Annotated in this window: 10 protein-coding genes; 1 reads left to right on the forward strand and 9 read right to left on the reverse strand. The window is 38.8% G+C overall.

The features are described 5' to 3' along the window. Nucleotides 1-174 precede the first annotated feature (174 nt). Nucleotides 175-2,880, forward strand: coding sequence for a PAS domain S-box protein (locus GVN22_RS18850; protein WP_166552563.1), 2,706 nt, complete (start codon nt 175-177; stop codon nt 2,878-2,880). Nucleotides 2,881-2,988: 108 nt separating this feature from the next. Here the strand turns inward: GVN22_RS18850 and GVN22_RS18855 are convergent, their stop codons facing one another. The 9 genes from GVN22_RS18855 to GVN22_RS18895 form a co-directional block, all read right to left on the reverse strand. After that, nucleotides 2,989-3,939, reverse strand: a complete 951-nt coding sequence (locus GVN22_RS18855) for a pectinesterase family protein (RefSeq protein ID WP_166552564.1) — start codon at nt 3,937-3,939, stop codon at nt 2,989-2,991. Nucleotides 3,940-3,999: 60 nt separating this feature from the next. Further along, entirely contained in the window at nt 4,000-8,361 is a 4,362-nt protein-coding gene (locus tag GVN22_RS18860; protein ID WP_166552565.1) for a pectinesterase family protein, read from the reverse strand. Nucleotides 8,362-8,680: 319 nt separating this feature from the next. Then, nucleotides 8,681-9,757 carry a pectate lyase gene (pelA, locus tag GVN22_RS18865; protein ID WP_166552566.1) on the reverse strand — a complete coding sequence of 359 codons (1,077 nt, stop codon included), beginning with the start codon at nt 9,755-9,757 and terminating at the stop codon, nt 8,681-8,683. Between the two features lie 48 nt (nt 9,758-9,805). Next, on the reverse strand, nt 9,806-11,467 hold the full coding sequence (locus tag GVN22_RS18870) for a DUF5123 domain-containing protein (RefSeq protein WP_166552567.1): 1,662 nt from the start codon (nt 11,465-11,467) through the stop codon (nt 9,806-9,808). Between the two features lie 132 nt (nt 11,468-11,599). Then, complete coding sequence (locus GVN22_RS18875) at nt 11,600-13,417, reverse strand: RagB/SusD family nutrient uptake outer membrane protein (protein ID WP_166552568.1); 1,818 nt, start codon at nt 13,415-13,417, stop codon at nt 11,600-11,602. 85 nt (nt 13,418-13,502) lie between these two features. After that, entirely contained in the window at nt 13,503-17,123 is a 3,621-nt protein-coding gene (locus tag GVN22_RS18880; protein ID WP_240915706.1) for a TonB-dependent receptor, read from the reverse strand. 247 nt (nt 17,124-17,370) lie between these two features. Then, nucleotides 17,371-18,417: a FecR family protein gene (locus GVN22_RS18885; protein WP_166552569.1), complete on the reverse strand. Its 1,047-nt coding sequence runs from the start codon at nt 18,415-18,417 to the stop codon at nt 17,371-17,373. Nucleotides 18,418-18,525: 108 nt separating this feature from the next. Further along, entirely contained in the window at nt 18,526-19,113 is a 588-nt protein-coding gene (locus GVN22_RS18890; protein ID WP_166552570.1) for an RNA polymerase sigma-70 factor, read from the reverse strand. A gap of 125 nt (nt 19,114-19,238) precedes the next feature. Then, a complete protein-coding gene (locus GVN22_RS18895) occupies nt 19,239-20,357 on the reverse strand; it encodes an FUSC family protein (protein ID WP_205690960.1) in 1,119 nt (372 codons plus the stop codon). Between the last annotated feature and the right edge of the window lie 348 nt (nt 20,358-20,705).

Here is a 20,705-nt window from a genome sequence, read left to right on the forward strand (position 1 = left end):
TTATCTTGTGTAATTTTTTGTTATTTTTATTTTACCAATAATAGTTCTAGAAGCTCTTCTTCAAACTATAAATGTCTACTAACTGGCATTCAACTAATTATATCTTGGCTACAAAATTATTTTGAGCTTAATTATTATTAGTGTCCCATTTCATTGATAAAACTTCAATGTATTATGAGTTACCAGTTATCCATTTTGATAGTAGAGGAATATGAAAATGAATTCTCTCTATTGGTTTCATTTCTACAACAAGCAGGCATTCCTACTCATTCTATTCTTCATGCTCACACAGTTGAAGAGGCAAAGCTTCATTTACTTGGCAATAGGCCTATCGATTTAGTTTTCTTGGATTTGTCACTACAAAGTCTGTACTCTTTTGATATTCATTTTGAGTTAATGGATTTAAAAGAGCATCGCGTTCACATAATTCCTATTTGTGAATTTACGTCTCCTCAAACTACCCTTTTAGCGCTAATCAATGGAGCCAAGGATTATCTTATCAAAGGAGAATATGGTCAAAAAAGCGTTAAAAGGGTGATTGACAATTGTCTCAAATGGTTGAATGAACCAGGAGGATATTTTGATTTAAAAGATTTTGTTAGCGATGACTTGGAATATGGTGCAGTATGGGATATTGACTTAATTCACTCAACAGCCAAACGCTCTGGAAAAAAATTCTATCATTCACTGGGATACCAAGAGTCTGAATATGCAACAGATTATTATTTCTGGCAAAGAAATATACATCCTGAAGATTATTATCGAGTAGAAGATGCCATCGAACAGTCCTTAAAGAGTTCTCCAAAACGTTATTGGGAAGTAGAATATCGATTCAGACGTGCTGACGCTTCTTACTTGTGGGTCAACGAACGCGGTTACATTCTATATGATTCATTGGGAAAACCAATACGAACACTAGGGATTATTGTGGATATCACACAAAAGAAGAAACAGAAAGGTTTCATTAAAAGTAATCAAGTGCAACAGGAAGCTTTTTTTTACAGCAATCCTTATCCAATGCTGATTTATAAAGCAGAAAGTTTTCAAATATTAGAGGTAAATAACGCTGCTGTTCAAAAATATGGCTTTGGTTATGAAGAATTAATTGGAATGACCACCTTAGATATTCGTCCAAAAGCAGATAAAGAGTGGTACAGAAAGCTCAAGCGTGAAATCATTACGAACAACCCTTTTAGGCATTGGCAAGTAAGGCATCAGAAGAAAAACGGGGAAATTATGCATGTAGAAATACTTGCCAATGATACCATTTATCAAGATACGCCTGCGGTACAAGTTATGGTAATCGATATCACACAGCAAGTAGTAGCACGTAGCGAACGTGATTTTGTAGCCCAAGTTATTGAGCTATTTAATCAAAAAAACTCCATGATTGATGGGCTAAGTGAATGTTTAAAAAGTATCCGCAACTACATTAGTTGGGAATATAGTGAAATATGGCTGAGTGATACTCTTATTAACTCGACCAAACTAATTGCCAGCAATAGCTTCAATGCTGAATCCTTTCAATTACCTATTGCAACATGGTATTTTGATGAAAGCTTTTTTAAGCAAAAGCTAAAACATCATAACATTATTTGGATTGAAGACCTTCATCATTTGCAGACTAGTCCGAAACGAATCACTACACTTGAGGGTAGTCTTCAATCGGCTTTTTTGGTTTCATTACCTTACAAAAGAAATACTACGATTTGGATGATTTTTTATTCTCTAAAAAAAATCAAAAAAGACGCAAGTCTGATCCAATTGTTTGAAGGAATTAGTCGTCATTTAAGCAATGAAATCAGACGTCGTAATTCGGAAGAACAACTCAAATATATCTTTAACTTCAACCGAGATTTATTTGGGATAGTTAACACCTCAGGCGAATTTGTACAAGTAAATGAAGGCTTCAAGGATTCTTTGGCTTATGAAGAAAGTATGCTCCTTGAAAAGTCCTTTTATGACTACGTTCACGTTCAGGATCGAGACCTTACAAGAAATATCATGGATGATTTGGAAGAAAGAGATATTACATCTCCTTTCGAAATTCGGTGCCTAACCAGTAATCATGATATTAGATGGATATCGTGGTCGGCAACCAAATTACCGGGGGAAGACCTCATTTTCTTACTTGGAAGAGATATTACGAATATCAAAAAGCATCAGGTTGAGCGTGAGGCTCTTATCGAGCAACTCACCGCAAGTAATGAAGACCTAAAACAATTTTCTTACATCGTCTCGCATAATTTACGGGCGCCCTTATCAAATCTCATGGCGGTAGTCAATTTTCTGACGCCTGAAATGATTACGCATCCGACATTAGATTTCCTAATTGATAAATTTAAAAAATCGACCCAGATTCTTAATTCTACAGTGAATGACCTTTTGGATATTTTAGTCATCAAAAACAAGGTGACTATCGCACAAACTATGATTGATTTGGAGGAAAAACTTCAGCACTCTCTCGAAACCCTGCTGTATATTGATTCTACAGATGAGTATAATATTAGAAAGGATTTCACAGAAGGAAAATGGGTTTACTTTAACCAATATTACATAGAGTCTATTTTTCAAAATCTCATTAGTAATGCCATCAAATATAAGTCCCTAGAAAGACCTCTTGAGTTAAATATATTTACCAAAATGACTTCGACTCATTTGAAGCTATACATAAAAGATAACGGGCTAGGCATAAATTTGAAATTACACAAACATAAAATTTTTGGTCTATATCAGCGATTTCATGAAAACTCTGAAAGTAAAGGAATTGGGCTTTATATTGTGAACTCACAGGTAAGAGCGCTCGGTGGCACCATTGAAGTTCAAAGTGAAGAAGGTGTAGGTACTACTTTTATCATTTCTTTTAAAATTCGGAACTAAAGCGTTATAACGCTTTAAGCAATAAGCTATAGGCATTAGGCGAAAAAGCTTTCAATGATTTCATGAGTTAACCTTTAGCATAAAGCCTATAGCTTAAAGCAGGTAAAATTATTCATCAACCTTCCAACCTCCTAAAATATTTTCTTTGGTATATTTTTTGGCATCCTCCTCTGTGAGCTGATGTGACCATTTAACTCGCTTCGAAGTTTCAGCACCAATGCCTGTATTTTTGTATTCGGCATAATACGAAGTTGTTTCATTGGATACTTTGTCCCAATTGTTCCAACCTTCAGGTTTTACTTGTTTGTCGAGCACCGACTCCATGATTACCACTTTTGCATACGGTCGCCAGGGTCTACCTAAGTAAAATGTATTTGCTTGTGCACTACCTGTAAAAGTACAATTCTTAAAAACGTAGCCGTATTCTTTGTTTTGAGGCGTGGAGGCTGCGGTGTAATAACCATCATTTTTGGCGTAAATAGTACATTTTTCAAATAAAGCTGTAGACGAACCAAAGATAAAATCGACTGTTCCCTCGATATAGCAATTGTAGTAATATTGTCGACTTTCGTAACCATAAGTGTACAAAGTATCTTGAAAACCTAAAAATCTACAATTTCTGAACTGTACCTTATCGCCCTTTACCCAAACCGCAACCGCTTGCCCAACAGGACCAGCGGTATTTTGGAAAGTAATATTCTGTGCCGAAAACTCATTACCAAACACATAAAACCCTGATGATCCTGTAGTTCCCTTTTCTTCTCCGAAGATGTTTTTCTTTTGGGCAAAATCATCATATTGGATAATCGTTTCGGTCAGGCTCTCTCCTATGATTTTCACCATTGCTTTGGATTCAGCAAGCACTAATTTTTCTTGATAAATCCCCTTTTTGATGTAAATCGTCGTAGGTTTTTTACGAAAATCAGGCACAGCATTAAATGCTTCTTGTACAGTTCGAAATTGCCCAGAACCATCTTGTGCCACCACAAAATCATACTTTTGAGCAGTTGACCAAAAGGTCATCAATAGTAATAAGCCTATTAAAATCTTTGTTTTCATATTTATTTCGTCTACCTCAGAAAATCTGAGCGCTATTTGAAGGTTTTGCACTAAAACTAACTACTCCTTGACCAGCTTTTTTGTAGCTTTTTTTTCACCAGTACTCCATTCGACCAGATACACGCCAGATGGTAAGCCTTGCAAACTTAGGGTTGTTGTGGTAGTATGTCCATTCAATGATTGAGATACTTTGCTATTGCCTTGCAAATCGATGAGGCGCAATTCAGCTTTTTCGGCAGGATGCGATACCTGTACTTCATTGACACTTGGATTAGGACTAAGCACTAAGGCATGATTGCCTATTTCATCAATACCCAAAGGTTTTGCGACAATACCCTTCAAATTTACCGTTATATCTTGTACTCCAGTAGCCTTATGCGTGATGGTTCCTGTATAACTACCAGCGGTACTTGCCGTAAAACGAACATAAACTTTGGTTGAAACCATCCCATTCGTTGGCGTAATTTTCAAGGCAGAAGCTGCATTAAACCATGTCGTTTTGTCTAAGGATAATTCAAAAAAAGCAGAAGGAATTAATTGAATTTCACCTTGTAGATTTTCGGCTGTTACGGTATAGCTTTGAGGCTCATTGGTCATTCCAATCATATAATTAAAATCTTGGAGTGCCTGAGTCAGTGCCATAGCAGGTTTTAGAATAGCCTTACTAACTCCTAAAAGCTCTAAATCTTTGATTTTGGCATAACGACCCGCACTTGAACTACCAGTACTATAATAAAGACGAAACGTTAGAGAATCTCCTGCTACCAGATTAATACCTGTGGAACCATTGAGGGCAAATTGATAGCGAGTAACTGTCGAACTTGGCTCGGCATTGGGTATAATTGGCGTAGTAAACTTGCCATTAGCTCCTGCAACAAGTGGGATACCTGCCAATAAACCAGCAGTTGCTTCGGATGAGTCATTTTTGAATCCAGTTTTTGAAAATACCAAAGCAAACTTACCTGTTGCAGCGGCATATAGAGCTGTTTTCAGTTGTAAAGAATCTACTCTGAGTGTGTAATCAGTATTACATTTAATTACAATTTGCTCGTACGAACCTCTGTAAAGGTTATTGCCCCAGCCACCACCTGCGGTAGTCCATAAGCCTCCACCATCGGCAGATGGTGCAAAAGCTTGACCATGCAAAGCAGAGTAAGCAGGAATCACCGAGCCGTTCGAGAGATACAATCTTTTTAAGGAAGGTTTGCTAACTGTTATCCCTTTGGCACGAACAGTGGCACTATCAGCATCGGATATGCTCATAGACCATAATGCCAATCGTTGTGAAAAAGCCAATGCTTCTGTCTGGGTAATACCAGTCAATTGTAAGGTTTTAGCAATAGCTCCTGTACTCGCATGAGTAATAGTGCCTGTGTAGCTCCCTGCTGTTTTGGCATTGAGCCTAATTAATACTGAAGTTGTTGCTACAATTCCACTAGTTGGGCTGAGCGAAACGGTCGAGGTATTCCACGTTTTTCCTGCATCTAAAGAAACCTCAAAATTGGTAGGTACAGTTATGGTGAGCGCGGATGGTAAATTTTCACCTGCTACAGTATATACCTGTGCCACCGATGGTGCACCTAGTCCTTGTAAAAAATCCGCAGGTGTTCCGTTGAGTGTGATTGTAGGCAAAGAAGTTACCGAAACAGTATCTGTATTAAACTCTTTAAATCCAGTTTTAGTAGCCTTAATGACGTAGTAATAGGTTTTTCCTGCCTCTGGAGCATTATCATTGGTGGTATAATTCCAAAGCGTATCAGTAGTGCTGGTAATGTCTTTGATTTTGACAAAATTGGTTTTCGTATCTACACTTCGATATACTGAGAATTGAATATCTTTCATGTTCCAAGCGGTATTCCACGTAAAAGTCGTTGGGGTAGATAAATTAGCTCCTTTGATAACTTTAAAATTTAACATGACCAACTCCCCTTTCGTTGTTGGACAAACATTAGCTATTGTACAAGGATCCCAAGTGCCAAATATTTTCGAATTATCATAATAAACCAAAGCTTGAGCATCTGTCAACTGTTTTGACCAAGAAACCCTTTTACTCACATCTGCCAAAGCACCATTAAATCCTTTGGGCTTATACTCGGCATAGGTAATCAAACTCGTATTTGTTCCAGCATCCCAAACCGACCAACCCTCTGGTTTAACTATTTTATTTCCATAAATACTATTCAAAAAAACAACCTTATTCCCTTTCTTAGCAGCATCGGCTGTACCTGCGTCATTTTGCCAAGGACGTCCCAATACATAGGAAGTAACCCCATTATTAGCAGGCAAAATAGTATTTCTAAACACATAACCATACGTTTGAGTAGTTGGCGTATTGGCTGCTGTGATATAGCTACCCGCTAATTTATCGACACGGTCTTTGGCATATACGATACAAGAATCAAAAATGGCGGTGGCACTACCAAAAATAAAATCAACCACTCCATCGATGTAAGTATCTTTAAAATACTGACGCTTTCCGTCACCATTACTTAGTACTGTATCTTGACCTCCTAGGAAAATACATGATTTCACGACGGTTTTGTCTCCTTCTAACGAAATAGCCAAGGCCTGTGGAGAGTCGCCTGTTGTATTTTCTACCGTTAAATTCCACAACCCACAGTTATCTGACTTAATCGTCAAAGTTCCAGAGGTACTTGTTCCATACGTTCCACCTGCGGGATTTGCTTTTCCTGAATAATCATTCCAAGAGATAATAGTCTTGGCTGCACTTTCACCAATCAAATAAATAAATGGCTTGTTAGAAGGAATATTAACTTTCTCAAGATATTTTCCATTCTTAATAAAAATCCGAAAAGGTGCTGTACTATTGACAGGAGCGGCATCTATTGCGGCTTGGAGTGTTTTGTGAGAACCTGTTCCGTCCAGTGCTACCACTGCGTCGTATCCCATCAAGTCAACTGTTTTTGTTCCTCCCAGAATTTCTCCCGTTCCTGTATCTTTACTAATACCATTCAAGAAGTTTTCTAGTTGTGTATAGCCGTTCGGGGCAATCTTGTTTCCATCCGTAGCATCTTTAGGATTTAGACCATTAGCCAATTCCCAAATATCATCCATCCCATCTTTATCAGCATCTGTATAAGCGGTATTGCTGCCATATTTAGGAATTCCTCCAACATTGGTAGGACTATCAATAATTCCTGAAGGGTGAGTAATTCCAGCACTGGTGACTAAAGCATAAGTAGCGCCTTCATACGTAGCAGTTCCCGTACGGGTTTCACGAGTAATACGAAGGTCTATGGCGTCACGACGTGGTAAAATAGCTCCAGCGCTATCCAATACTCTCAAATATGCCTCTTCGGCAGTGTGGGTACGAACGGGTGCTGTGTCAAAAGGTTTTTCTTGTCGAGCCGCCTTGATTAGTGCATCCGCATTGACGTAACTATCTTTTTGCACACCTTTGGTCCAGTTGTCGGCCGTCACATCAGGATACCCAGCCACGTAGTTGCCATCAATGTAAAACTTCCCTCCCCAAGTGGTGTCTGTACCATCTACATAGAAGTTAGTATAATTTAAAATACGATTTCTTTTATTGGAGGCTGAACTTGTTGTAAGACTACCAGGAGTGGCAGGTCCTGCCTTGTAGTAGTTGTTCACCATATTGATTTTTCCCCCTTCTCCTCCATAAGAAGAGTTGATATTTCCCCAGTTATACACCACGTTATTGCGATAATCTACTAGTTCATCAGCTGGGTCGTATGGCACATACCCTTTTCTTGCGCCACCAAATCGTGGGTTTCGTGAAGAATGATGCGCTAAAAGGTTATGGTGAAAAGTAGCATTCGCTCCTCCCCAAATCCCTGCATAACCATGAATCCCTTTATCATGCTTTGAGTTATATAAGCTTTCGCTCAAAATAGACCATTGTAAGGTAAAATTTCGAATGCCATAAAATGTCCCCGTTTCATCTATCGACCAGCTCAACGAGCAGTGATCGACAATAATATTTTGATATGGGCCATTCCAACTATTCATGGCATCATCTTCAGAAGCATTTTCATCGCCAAAACGACAACGAAGATATCGGACGATAATATCTGATGCCGAGATATTTAGGGTATAGCCTGTGATACAAATCCCATCTCCTGGAGCTGTTTGACCTGCAATCGTAATATTATTCTGTTTGATTACGAGTCTACTTTTTAATTTTATTTCTCCCGAAACTTTAAAAATAATAGTTCGATTAGGCTGGCTTATGGCATCTCGCAAACTACCAACACCCGAATCGTTGAGGTTCGTTACTTCATATACGCTACCTCCACGACCACCAACGGCGAAGCGTCCTCCCCCTTCAGCAGTAGGAAAAGCGAGTTGTTGGGCATGGGTTTCTGAGAATAAACACAATATGAGAGCAGCAAGTGAAAAAGTGTATTTTCTCACTTGGAAAAAAGAAGAAATTTTCATCTTGAATAGGTTTTAAATAGGGTTTGAGCTTTGGGGTATCAGCATTGGGCTATTTCTAAAAAGCTCTTAAAATAGTAATAACAAAATCATTTCGATGACATAATGACTGAGCTTAGAGTATGTTTAAAATTTTATTTGGCACGTATCGGAAAAACAAAATTTCCCTTCGCCACTCCTTACTTTTCTTGTCTTGACACAAGAAAAGTAACAAAAGAAAGTCAAGAAATCCTAAACTCGCCTGTGGCTCAAACAATAGGATTTCAGAAAAACAAATACATACCTTTTCATTTTCAATGACTTCTAAAATTAAAACATAGTCTTACTTACTCCATTTGGCAAGCCATTTGGGATAATCAACTTCAATGAGTTTTTTGGGCCATTCGCCGTAGTAACCGTATCCAATACGACGTTCATGTTCGATTTCGGCTAAAGTTGCCTTGGGCACGCTATCACGACCGACAAAGAAGGGTTTGTTGGTTTCTAAATCATAAAATCTTGCCCAAATTTCTCCATTAGGATCTGCTATTACCACACGATCTTTACCCTTTGGAAGTGATGGAGCGGGTATGTCTTCCACTTTTATTCCTTTGATTTTTACCGATTCTAAATATGCAACAGCCGCTTTTATCGATTGCTTGATCTCGTCTGATGGATTTTTTATGGTCATTAAAAAGTTGATAATCCCAACTGACTCAGCACCACTCAGCGATGGTAATTCAAATTTTCGTGCCTTGGCAGGTTTTAGCGTAAGTCTGTCATGTTGAGCACACCAAACGGTAAGGGTTCCATTTTGGCGAACTTGCGTGTTCAGAATACATCGGATTCCTCGGTCAACTGCTAGTTGTGCTAAAGGTCGTAACGCTGGTGAGAGATTGGCATATTCATCTTTCGCTTCTGCTGTGCTTCTCATCACCTTCATGACATCGATCATGGCATTGTCGTTGTAGGTAATATGCTTATGATAACCAGAAGTATCAGGATAAAACTGTCCCCAACCACCTGCTTTATTTTGAGCTTCTAACAGGTATTTGATACCTCTTTCGGCTGATTGTAAATAAGTAGGATTTTGGGTTTGAGTATATGCTTTTACCAAAGTGGTAATCTCTCTTGTAGTTGCTTTGTCATCGATAGTGGTATCATACACTTTTTTTTCAGACAAAAGCTTTTTTCTAAGCTCTGGCTTAATGGTGAGTGAATAATTAATAGCATCTCCGCCAGGTTGTGGCCAACCGCCATTATCTCTTTGGTACAGAAGCATCCTTTCTGCTACAGAATCTTTAGGATATTCTGTAGCAACTGTTTGAACAGCCGTAGATTGTGTTTTAGCAGTATGACAAGCTAGAAATAGACAAGGAAGTAAGCTTAAGAAACTTAAAGCAAAGGATTTTTTCATCATAATCTTTGGAAGGAAAAAAGCCCCCGAAAATTCGGGGGCAGTCAAGTTTTATTTCACTCTCCAACGAGGGTCACCACTGTCGCGACGACCAGAGAAAGCAGTATCTTTAAAATTGAAGTTTAATCCTGAATAAGGACTCACCCACAAATCCGTTGCTTTTTTAGCGTAGGTAAGCGAAGGCAATCCTGGGATTTCGGTACCAGCTACGTAGCCAAAATCACTTGTTGTGTAGGTATTGAGAACAGTAAAGGATGTTGCCTCTAAACCAGCAGATTTACCACGAACTGTCAACAAGCTAGTTCCAGCCTGATCCCAAGCGTGCCCAAAAATACAGTTGCTAATACGAATACCTCCTGTTACGTTGCTACGAACACCCGCAGTACCTCTCCATTGGAACAGTGAACCTTGGTTTGTAGCAATCTCGCTCAAAGTACAATCTTCGACAACTACTGATTTTGAATTTTGGCGAGAAACTAAGAAGATGTTGATTTTACTAAAAGTTGAGGTTTGAAACAAGATATTATCAACTGCTGCTTGTGCATCACCATCCGTATCGGTGGTTAATACACCGTAGTTACCAATTTGATGTACAATAGAGTTTTTGATAATATAATTGGTAATAAATACTTTGGCACGAATACGCAATACACCACGCATATTTGAAATTATACAATTATCGAATGACAATTCTCCGATGGTTGTAGTTGTACTGATATTTGGGTTGAAAATATAACTAGCAGCAATATCAGCACCGATAAATTCAATATTTGAAAAACGGAGATAGGCAATATTTGCTCCCGTTCCTATGTTACCACCACCCGAGGTTGTAATTATTGTTTTTTGGTCGCCAAAGCCATACGCACTCGTAACAGTAACAGACTTCGTAAAGCTATTGGTAGGCATTACATAAGTCGCTCCTTTTTTCAATACAATAATTCCTCCTTCTACTACCGTTGTTAGCGCATTATTTAGGGCATTTGGATCATCACTTTCTGACAAGTCTATAACACCAGGCTGAGAGGTATCTACTGCACGTTGGATAGTAGTATAATTGTCCCAACCACGAATGGCACCATCGGCACTGTAAATAGCTAATTGATACGTAGTCAAAGGAGCTAATTTGCCAATAATTTTTGCGCCCGCTTTTTGCTCTGCATCAGTGACGTCATACGATGCTAATGGCGTTGCAAGTTTTAAATCCGTTTTAGCAAAAACCTTAATTTTAGCAATAACCGTTGAACCCGTTGTCCAACGCACACGAGCCGCTACGTCAATCACATCTGAAGCGGTTGGGGTAATCATAATGGTAGGAAACTTCTCGGTTCTTACCCCTCCTAAATCTGACACCTTACTGTCATATTGGGTATTGGCAGCATGAGCAGTAGCTCTTACTTGATATTGCGTATTCCAAAACAACGACTCTCCTTTTAATAAGGTTTGGTCAACCACCACATAATTGGTATCAACATTAACTTTATAGTCAACCGTTTTGAAGGTATCTCTACTTACTTCCACGGTATATCCCACTGCCGCTTTGATATTGGCCATATTCACAATAATGGTATTGTTTTTGGCAGATAAATCTTTATTTAAAACAGGGCGAAATAAGCGAGTTTCCGCAGTAATTTCTTCTTCAGGCTTGCAGGCAAAAAGCAAACCCAAAGCCGATACTGCTAACAAGATACTCTGTTTGATATATGACTTTTTCATAAATTTTCTTTGTTAAAAAGATCTTGAAACAAAGGACTCCCTTGTGTGGACTCCTGTTCATTTAAGAAAACCAATTGTATTAATTGAATGCAACAAACCAATGATGAGCCTATTGCATTCAACTTTACAAACCTAAAATCCGTATCCATCATTTGCCAATTTACCTTGGCTGTTTGTGATAGCTTCGGCAGGAATAGGGAAAATATAACGAGATACACCTGCTACAGGTCCATTATAGTATTTCTCCCAATCTTTGGTAATCCAGTCGGCATAGGTTGTAGGAGTCGGCTTCAAACTTGCTAAGAACGATACACGTGTCCAAGTAGCATCTGGCGTACCTACATACTTGCGACTTGGGTTCAACAACTTGAACGTTCCACTTGCATCACGCTTCCAGTACATATAATCTGGCAATTCAGAGAATTTACCTGTTCCTGTCTGAGCAGCATCTGCCATCAATTTCAAGTCGTCCACCATTTGTTTCATCTTTGGTGCATATAAGTTCCAGCGAATCAATTCATATTTACGAATCATTTCGCCGCCAAACTCCCAGCCTCGCTCGTCCACAATGGCATTAAAGAAACTTTGCTTTGAAGTTGATATAGACTTAATATAATCGTCTACTTTGGTTGGCCAATAAGTAGATGAAAACGCACGCTGACGGACACGTTTTAAGGCATTTTGTGCAATTTCGGTCGGACCATTTAACTCATTTTCAGCTTCAGCCAACATCAATAATACATCCGAATAACGCATCATTGGCCAGTTGATACCAGTACCTTTAGCCGTAGAAGCCCCAGGAGCTTTGTCCAAAAACCAACGGCTCCATTTACCTTGAGCGATGTTCATCGAGTTGGTTACAAATACTGCCTGAGCACTCGTATTGATTTTGTAGAACGCACAAGTTACGTCACGACGAACGTCCAAAGTATCAAATGAGAAATAGTACGTCGGAGGAATCGCCATATAGTTATTACCCGAGCCATAGCTGTGAGCTGCCGTTGTACCACCCTCTACGGTAATACCGATATTCCAGCCTACATCACCGTTACCAATAGCAAATGGTACTTCAAATAATACATCACTGTTGGAAGGAGTCACAAATTTTGATTCATTCAAGAATACTTGTTTGAAATCTGTCGGCAAAGCACGGTCTTTTAGCGAAATCAATTTTTCAGTATATGTCTTTGCTATTTTGTAATAATCCAAATAGTCAGATTTACGCTCCATTTGCATGGCAGGTGTCAAGTAATACCCTCCACGCTGAAGTGCCAAACGAGCAATCATCCCCATGGTGTATTCACGGTTGATTTGTTCAATACTGTAGCTATTTTGGTCAGCCCAAAGCATTTTATCCTCAATTTTGATAAGGTCATCAATGACTTGTGATAAAATTACATTACGGTCTTCTTTAGGTAAGAAAAAGTTGTTTCCTGCCTTTGGTGCTTGACGCACATTAGGTACATCTCCAAAATACAAAGTCAGCATACTGTACCAATACGCACGCATGGTATAAGCTTCGCCCAGCATCTGGTACATTTTTCTTGAAGTAGCCGCATCAGTAGATTTTAGCGCATCGCTGGCTTCAATTCCCTCGATAGCAATATTACAGTTACGAATCGAAGTATAGGCTGCATTCCATACAATGCGAAGATCGCCATTCGTAGCGAGGGCATTCAAATCCCAAATTTGATAACGGTCAGCAGTACTGCTCCAGCCACTTTGATGCTCGATGTCAGTATTACCTGCCATGTTATTTGAAAGACGAGAACGAAACGCATCTTGACCAAATGATTCATAAATAGCATTTACACCTTTACGAGCATCATCTGGGTTTGAATAAATATAGTTTACATCAAAAGTTGATAATGAATCAGGTTCTAAAAAGTCTTTACATGACGTTAGAAAACCAGAAGCTATCACTGCGAGTATGAGGAATTTCTTTTTCATAATACATTGAATAGACTTTTGCCGAGGCTTGAGTCTGATTTTAGGTTAAACACACCAAAAGTTCAATTCAAACTTTTAACAAAGGCTAGAAAGTAATATTTACACCAAGTGTGTACGAGCGGCTACGTGGGAAAGATGAATAATCTACCCCAGGTGTCAAACCTGAATAACCACTTCTGGTAGTACTAACTTCGGGATCATAGCCAGAGTATTTCGACCACAGATAAAGGTTGTTACCTGTGAAATAAATTCTGAACTGAGACATACCAAGCTTTGCAATAAGGTGCTTAGGAATAGAGTAACCAATGTTTAGGTTGTTCAAACGAATAAATGAACCATCTTCAAGTGCCCAGTCAGAAATAACCGCTTGTGCATCAGACAAGCCAAGTGGTGACCAGATTGTCTTATTAGCATTTAGTTGTCTTAATTGCTCCAAATCAGTCACAATTTCACCTGGTGTTCCTGTGTATTTTCCATCTACATCCAAATAAGTAAAGCGGTTGTTGATGCTCATCATATCAGTTAAGTTACCGTAAGTCACACGACGGAACTGGTTGTATTGGATTTTACCTGTATTATAAATTTTGTTACCATAAGACCAGTTGAAGAAGATAGAAGCATCGAAGTTTTTGTAACGACCATTAAATCCAAAACCACCTTGTGCTTTTGGTAAAGTGTTACCGATTACCTGACGATCTAAGCTGTTTACGACTCCGTCACCGTTGGTATCTTTCAACTTCATAAAACCTGGACGGATAGAGGTATTCCCCGTAATTGCAGTCGAGTTAGTTACGCCATCTTTCAAGATATATTTTTTGGCTACAGCATCGTAACCAGAGAAGTCATCTATTTTGTAGAAACCATCTGCTACATATCCATACACATCTCCCAATGTACCTCCTACTTTCACATAGAAGTCATCTTGGTCACGCAAGTCGGTACTTGCCCAGTTAGATTGGAAGAAACGCTCCTGAGTTCCATCCAATGCTTCTACCTTAGCTTTGTTGATACCGAAGTTTAAGTTTACAGAAAATGATGCCTCTGGTTTGTCGATGATATATCCTGTCAATGACAATTCAACTCCACGGTTTGAAGTACTACCTACGTTATTCCATTGTTTGGTAAAACCTGAGCTCGAAGGAATCGCAGATTGCAATAACAAATTGCTTGTTTTGTTATGATACAAATCCAAACTACCAACCAAGCGTTGTTTAAAGAAACCAAAATCAAGACCTACGTTTTGGTTGATGGTCGTTTCCCAAACTAAGTTCGGATTATACAATGTGGTTCCTGTTGGAGTATAGTATACATTGTCGACATTACCAAAACCTGGTCCTCTCAATGTAGTTGCTTCAAACAAGAATTGTGTAGCTGTAGCATCGATACGGTCGTTACCTGTTGCACCATAAGAAACACGAAGTTTCAATTCATCGAGATCACGCATTTGTTTCAACAACTTCGTTTCAGACAATTTCCATCCTAATGCTACAGCCGGGAAGAAACCCAAACGATTGGCAGCACTAAATTTACTTGAAGCATCTGCACGGAATGTCAAAGCTGCTAAATAGCGGTCTTTGAACTGGTAATTGATACGTCCAAATCCTGATACACGATTTTGGTCGGTATTTTCAGTTGTGTATTGGCGGTCAGTACGACCAAACGACATATTAGCGAATAGTTCTTCAGGAGTAATAGAAGCACGGAAGTCTTCGCCACGTAAGAAACTGGTATTTCCGCCTGTTGAATAAACCTCATGACCCAACAAGAAATCTAGCTTGTGAGCACCCAAACCCTTCATTTGATAATTCAAGGTATTCAACCAACGCAATGAGTTTATCTCATAGTTAGTTTTTTCACCAATAGGCAAACTACTACCGTTGTTGAAGGATTCACTAGTTAATGGGCCATAATAACGTAAAACTTTGTCATACGATTTTGAGCTTGTTAATGTTGTTTTAAAATCTAAGCCTTTAATAATTGACCAACTCAAACCTGCATTCAATACATAGTCTTGAGTTGTACGTTTACGCCAGTCTTGTGCTACTAATTTTTTAGGATTTACCAATGCCAATAAGAATGAAGCAAAATCGTCGTCACTGCTTGCAGTAGTCAAATCAATATCCAAAGCATCGGCAATACCATTGGTTGGACGAGTCTGAACGGCATCTTTGATGTTCAACTGTGCCGAGCCCGAAGTACCTGCTCCATCGATTACGGTGTTCGTGATACGAGCCGAAGCATCAAATTTTAACTTCTTGCTAATATTTTGATTAATCTTAAAGTTAATCACATTACGAGTATAGCCCGAACCTGTCAACAAGCCTTGGTCTGTGTTGTTGGTCAAACTCAAACTAAAGGTTGTCATTTCAGTACCGCCACTAATACTAACGTTGTGAGATTGTGTAGTACGAGGAGCGCCAAAAAGTTCTTTCTGCCAATCTGTGCCTTTTTTACCTTGATACAAATCATAGTCGCCATATTTACCAAAGAATTTCTCCATGTTAGCTACGTCTGTGGTACCACGTAATTTGGCTCTTTCGTAGTTCACTAAAACGTATTCGTAAGGAGAAAGTACTTTGTAGGCACGGTCAGAAGGTAAGGTTTTTAACTGCATAAAACCATTATACGAAACCGTTGTACGACCCGCTTTTGGTCTTTTGGTTGTAATAACAACTACCCCGTTAGAAGCTTGTGCTCCATAAATAGCAGTAGCTGCTGCATCTTTCAATACGTTGATACTTTCAATATCTGAAGGTGGTACATCTTTGATACTACTTACGATAAAACCATCCACAACATATAAAGGAGAGTTATCTTGAGTAATTGAGCCACCACCACGAACACGAATTACGACATCGGCATCGGGCGAACCATCGGTTGTAACAACACTTACCCCAGCCATACGACCTGTCATAGCTTGTGCCGCACTGGTGATAGGAATATTTTTAAGGTCACGTGATGACATAGATGCCACTGAACCAGTATTATCTGTTTTTTTGACTACCCCATAACCATCGCTTACTACTGATACTTCGGCAAGCATGCTGTTTTCAGGTGCAAGCGAAATGCTCAACTCACCTTTACCTTCAATGGTTACCTCTTGGGTTTTCATTCCAATAAATGAAAATACCAAAGTGGCACCTTTGGGCGCATTGATACTAAAGCGACCTTGTGAGTCGGTGGTGGCACCATTATTTGTACCTTTTACTTTGACAGTAACTCCTGGAAGAGCATCGCCAGTTTCTGAATCCACGACTTTTCCTTTAACAGGATCGGCGGCTGGGGCTTTTGTGAGACTGGTTTCGAGCATGGGTGTATTCATTCCCGACTTCTCTTCTAGTCCGTTCGAAGCAGTCAGTACAATAGAATTATGCACCACTTTATAGCTCATGTTGAGAGGATTCAAGAAGCGGTTTAGGACCGTTCTCAGGCTTTCATTGTTGGCAATAAGGCTCAGGTTATTTGCTTGGGTAAGTGTTTGCTTAGAACTAAAGATGAAAGAAACACCGGATTCTTTCTCTAATTCTTTCAACACACCCTTAATCGTGCTGTTCTTTACTGAAACAGTCACAGGTTTTGCCAAAACTTCTTGCGCGCTGGCATCTTTTGCATAAGATACCACCATAAAGGCAATAGCTATGGCTAACTGAATGACAGTCATCTTCATGATTTTGAAAAATGTTGTCTTAATAAATTGTTTTTCCATAAATTTGCTTTGTACGATTTGGTTGTGAAATCTACAATACCTCTAAAGGCATCTGGTAAATGCTCTTGGAGGCTTACGGGCTTGAAGTGCTGGTAACACTTCAGGCCTTTTTTTATAGGTAGCTACTTTATTTAATCGATAGTCTTTATATGAATAAGAAATCATCTGGTAAATAATTTCTTGCTGGTCATCACACCAAGATTTTTCTTTTAAATAAATCGCTAAAACGGACTATGATACTAATCTTTTATTGGCAACCGTCACCCAAGATGATAATTTCGTTGCCTTCAATCTGGTAAGTAGCACTAATTGAGCTACAGATAATGTCCATGATTACAGGAAGTCGTTGGTTTTTGAAATTCCCAAATAAGGTACATTTTCTTACAGCGGTGTTGGGTGTTCGAATTATGATTCCGTATTCATGCTCAATTTGTTCTATTACTTTATCTAAAATTATTTCGTCAAAACTTAGGGTAATAGGTTCCCAAATCTGCTTATGTGTATGTTGTTCAATAGTGAAGTCGTGGGTTTCAACCGTATTTTCTTCTTTCTGAATAACTACTTGTTGTTGAGGAGTAATAATTACCTGATTGACTTTATCTTCATCTTCTTGGTAATTGACTCTCACTTTGCCCGTCACTACCGAAACTTCATATTTGTCTTTACTAGCCGTAGCCACCACATTAAAACTGGTACCTAGTACCATCACATTCAAGCCTTTATTTTTGACATGAAATGGCTGGTCTTTATTGGGCTTTACATCAAAAAATGCTTCCCCTTCGAGATATACCACACGAGTAGGTGCACCTTTGACAATTTTATACATAATGCTCGTTGAAGGATTCAGCCAAACTTTACTTCCGTCTGGCAAGCTCACTTCCTGAATAGCTTTTCCTACATTGGTAACCGTTTCCCAAAGACTTTTTTCTTTAGTAGATAGTGTCGGAATTCCTACCAAACTTTCAATATCACCTTTCGATTGTGGTTGTGTGGCAATACCAATAATGATAGCAATGACTGCTGCCGCTGTCGAAAGCATAAGCCAATTTTGTTTCCACCAATCTTTCCAAACTGAACTTTGCATTTCTTCCTCCTCTGCATCGGGAATGATACCACGTTCGGCTTGTAAAGCTTCCCAAACCTTCTTTTCGATTTTGGGCAAATCTTCTTCCAAAGGCTCGATTTCGTCGAAAGCATTGTACCAATCTAAAAGTCTTTCTATTTCTTCAGGAGTATATTTTTCTCTGAGCGACTTGATGATATCGTCATCATCTTTGAATTCAGGATGGCTCATGTTTTATTACTGTTTTTTATCAATAAAGTCTTATCAACTCCTTACATCTATAAGTCGGTTCAGAAAAAGACTTCCACTACTCAAATGTGATTTTTTTTAAATATTTTTTTAAAAAAAGAAGAAAAGGATAGGAATCAGGGTATTAGGTGTCAAATATTCGGCCATGCCAGACTTCAAAAGTCGTAGTGCTTTGGCAATATGGTTTTCTACGGTATTCTCTGAGATACCTAGTTTTTGGGCAATTTCTTTTTGAGATAATCCCGCGCGACTCAACACAAATACCTCTCGGCATTTTTCAGGCAATATCATCAAATTTTCATTATACACACGGAGGGCGTCGGAATAGAGTATATTTTCTTCTGTAGAATTATGCTCTTGGGGAACATAAACTTGATAATCGAGAAAGTTTTGGCGTACGGTATCGTGGTCGAGTGCATCTAACACACGATACTTGACGCTCTTCATTAAGTAGTTAGGTAAATTATCTATGTTGGCTTTATGACGACTGATCCAAAGATTCAAAAATAAATCATGGATAATATCTTCAGTTTGCTGTTCATCGCAAAGACGACGCTTTACCAAAGCATATAATTTGGTAAAATATCGACGGTAAATTTCCTCAAAAGCTGCATCGCTATCCTCCATCAAAAGAGATAGTAACTCGGAATCGCTTGATGCCTTTAGAGGTCTGTACATAAGAAAAATAATATTTTATATTAAAAAACTACTTTCAAATGTAGGTTAATCACAAAGCATTCTCCAAATATTACCATTGAATTATTTATGCAAACGTTCCCGATAACGTTTTCTTCTCAACAATGTCAATTCGTTGTTCGGTTCGAATGACGTCTTTGGGTGAGTAATTTAACTCGTTGTATTTGCTTGGCAGTTTGGTATTTAAACTGATTGTGAAACAACAACCAACCGCCCAAGGCTCCTAACAGACTCCCCAAAACAATGTCCAGTAATCGAAAAGTAAAAAGAAGATCCGTATTGTTGAAATAAGGATTGGCAACTTGGGTCAAAAAGATGGTCATGGGTGTAATAAAAATCACTGCCAATACATAATTCCGCACAATTAAGGTTTCAATAATGAACATTAAGGTAACTATACTCAAGCACAAGGTTAGTGGTAGAAGTTGAAAATGTAATATCAGCCAACAAAGACCAAGCCCAAGAGTTGTGCCTAAAATTCGATGAATAATACGTTGTAGTACATGGCGACGGCTAATACCTTGCATAATTGCCAAACACGATATAGCAACCCAATAAGGGTTTTTCAATGCGAAAAAATGCCCTATGCCAAGCGATATAATCACAAAGCCACCCACCACCATCGATTGTACCAAATTATGGTAGCGCTGACGGCGAACAGTAATCGCTATCGTAACAGGAGGATGTGTTACTATCTTTTGCGTATTGAGCAGTATCAAGCTGTAAATAAAAGTAATGGTACATGCCAACATGGTTCCCATGGCAATCAAACCAATTTTTTGAGGCATTTCGCTCCAGCCAAATGGCATACAGCTAGCCATTACAGCAATTAATAAAAAGAAGAAACTCCCTGGTGCTTTCAATTTAAAATGCCCCACTACCCAATGTACCAACGTAGCATAAATACCCACTACCACCGTCGAAATCCATGGGTTAAAACTAAAGGCTATACCCACTGTAAACGATAATACCATCCCAAAAGAACAAACAATCATCGTAATCATTCGATTGGTTAAGGGCAAAGAGGGCATATACAAAATCACATGACCTCCCAAACAAACCAATAGTCCGTTGCTCAACTGCCCCAGATACAAACCCGAAAACAGGGCTACACTAGCACAAAAAGCCGCAATCAAAGGCATGTGCCATGGTCGCTCAGAATGTTTTAGCTCCACTAAGCTTTTGAGCTCAGTCTGCAAAAGGTCTTTGAAGGTAGTTTGCATCATGACAGAAGTTGGGTCTTTTGAGAATTGTTTTACAAAAGAACATAATTCTTAAAAAGCTTAGTTTATGAATTATCCAAAAAATCCCATCTTTCTTGAATTATTTCAAAAACAATCCAAAACAATTCAAAAAACACGAATCATTCAGAATTGCTTGAATGAGTGATTATCATTTCAGCAGTAGAGACGCAATGCTTTGCGTCTTAAGCCAAGTAAAACCTAGCAAGTTTTCATCAAAAAAGCGGTCGAAAAACAATTTTCGACCGCTTTTTTAATACTTTATTTCAGGAAGATACATCTCCAGACGCAAGGCATTGCGTCGCTACAGGTGTAATTTCATACTAAAAATAA

It is taken from the genome of Cellulophaga sp. BC115SP, from assembly GCF_009905545.1.
Classification (GTDB): Bacteria; Bacteroidota; Bacteroidia; order Cytophagales; family Spirosomataceae; genus Flectobacillus; species Flectobacillus rivi.

What these genes read in the sequence shown, in the direction of transcription:
- GVN22_RS18850 (WP_166552563.1), top strand. Translation starts at nt 175, where the DNA reads ATGAGTTACCAGTTATCCATTTTGATAGTAGAGGAATATGAAAATGAA.
- GVN22_RS18855 (WP_166552564.1), bottom strand. Translation starts at nt 3,939, where the DNA reads ATGAAAACAAAGATTTTAATAGGCTTATTACTATTGATGACCTTTTGG.
- GVN22_RS18860 (WP_166552565.1), bottom strand. Translation starts at nt 8,361, where the DNA reads ATGAAAATTTCTTCTTTTTTCCAAGTGAGAAAATACACTTTTTCACTT.
- pelA (WP_166552566.1), bottom strand. Translation starts at nt 9,757, where the DNA reads ATGATGAAAAAATCCTTTGCTTTAAGTTTCTTAAGCTTACTTCCTTGT.
- GVN22_RS18870 (WP_166552567.1), bottom strand. Translation starts at nt 11,467, where the DNA reads ATGAAAAAGTCATATATCAAACAGAGTATCTTGTTAGCAGTATCGGCT.
- GVN22_RS18875 (WP_166552568.1), bottom strand. Translation starts at nt 13,417, where the DNA reads ATGAAAAAGAAATTCCTCATACTCGCAGTGATAGCTTCTGGTTTTCTA.
- GVN22_RS18880 (WP_240915706.1), bottom strand. Translation starts at nt 17,123, where the DNA reads ATGGAAAAACAATTTATTAAGACAACATTTTTCAAAATCATGAAGATG.
- GVN22_RS18885 (WP_166552569.1), bottom strand. Translation starts at nt 18,417, where the DNA reads ATGAGCCATCCTGAATTCAAAGATGATGACGATATCATCAAGTCGCTC.
- GVN22_RS18890 (WP_166552570.1), bottom strand. Translation starts at nt 19,113, where the DNA reads ATGTACAGACCTCTAAAGGCATCAAGCGATTCCGAGTTACTATCTCTT.
- GVN22_RS18895 (WP_205690960.1), bottom strand. Translation starts at nt 20,357, where the DNA reads ATGATGCAAACTACCTTCAAAGACCTTTTGCAGACTGAGCTCAAAAGC.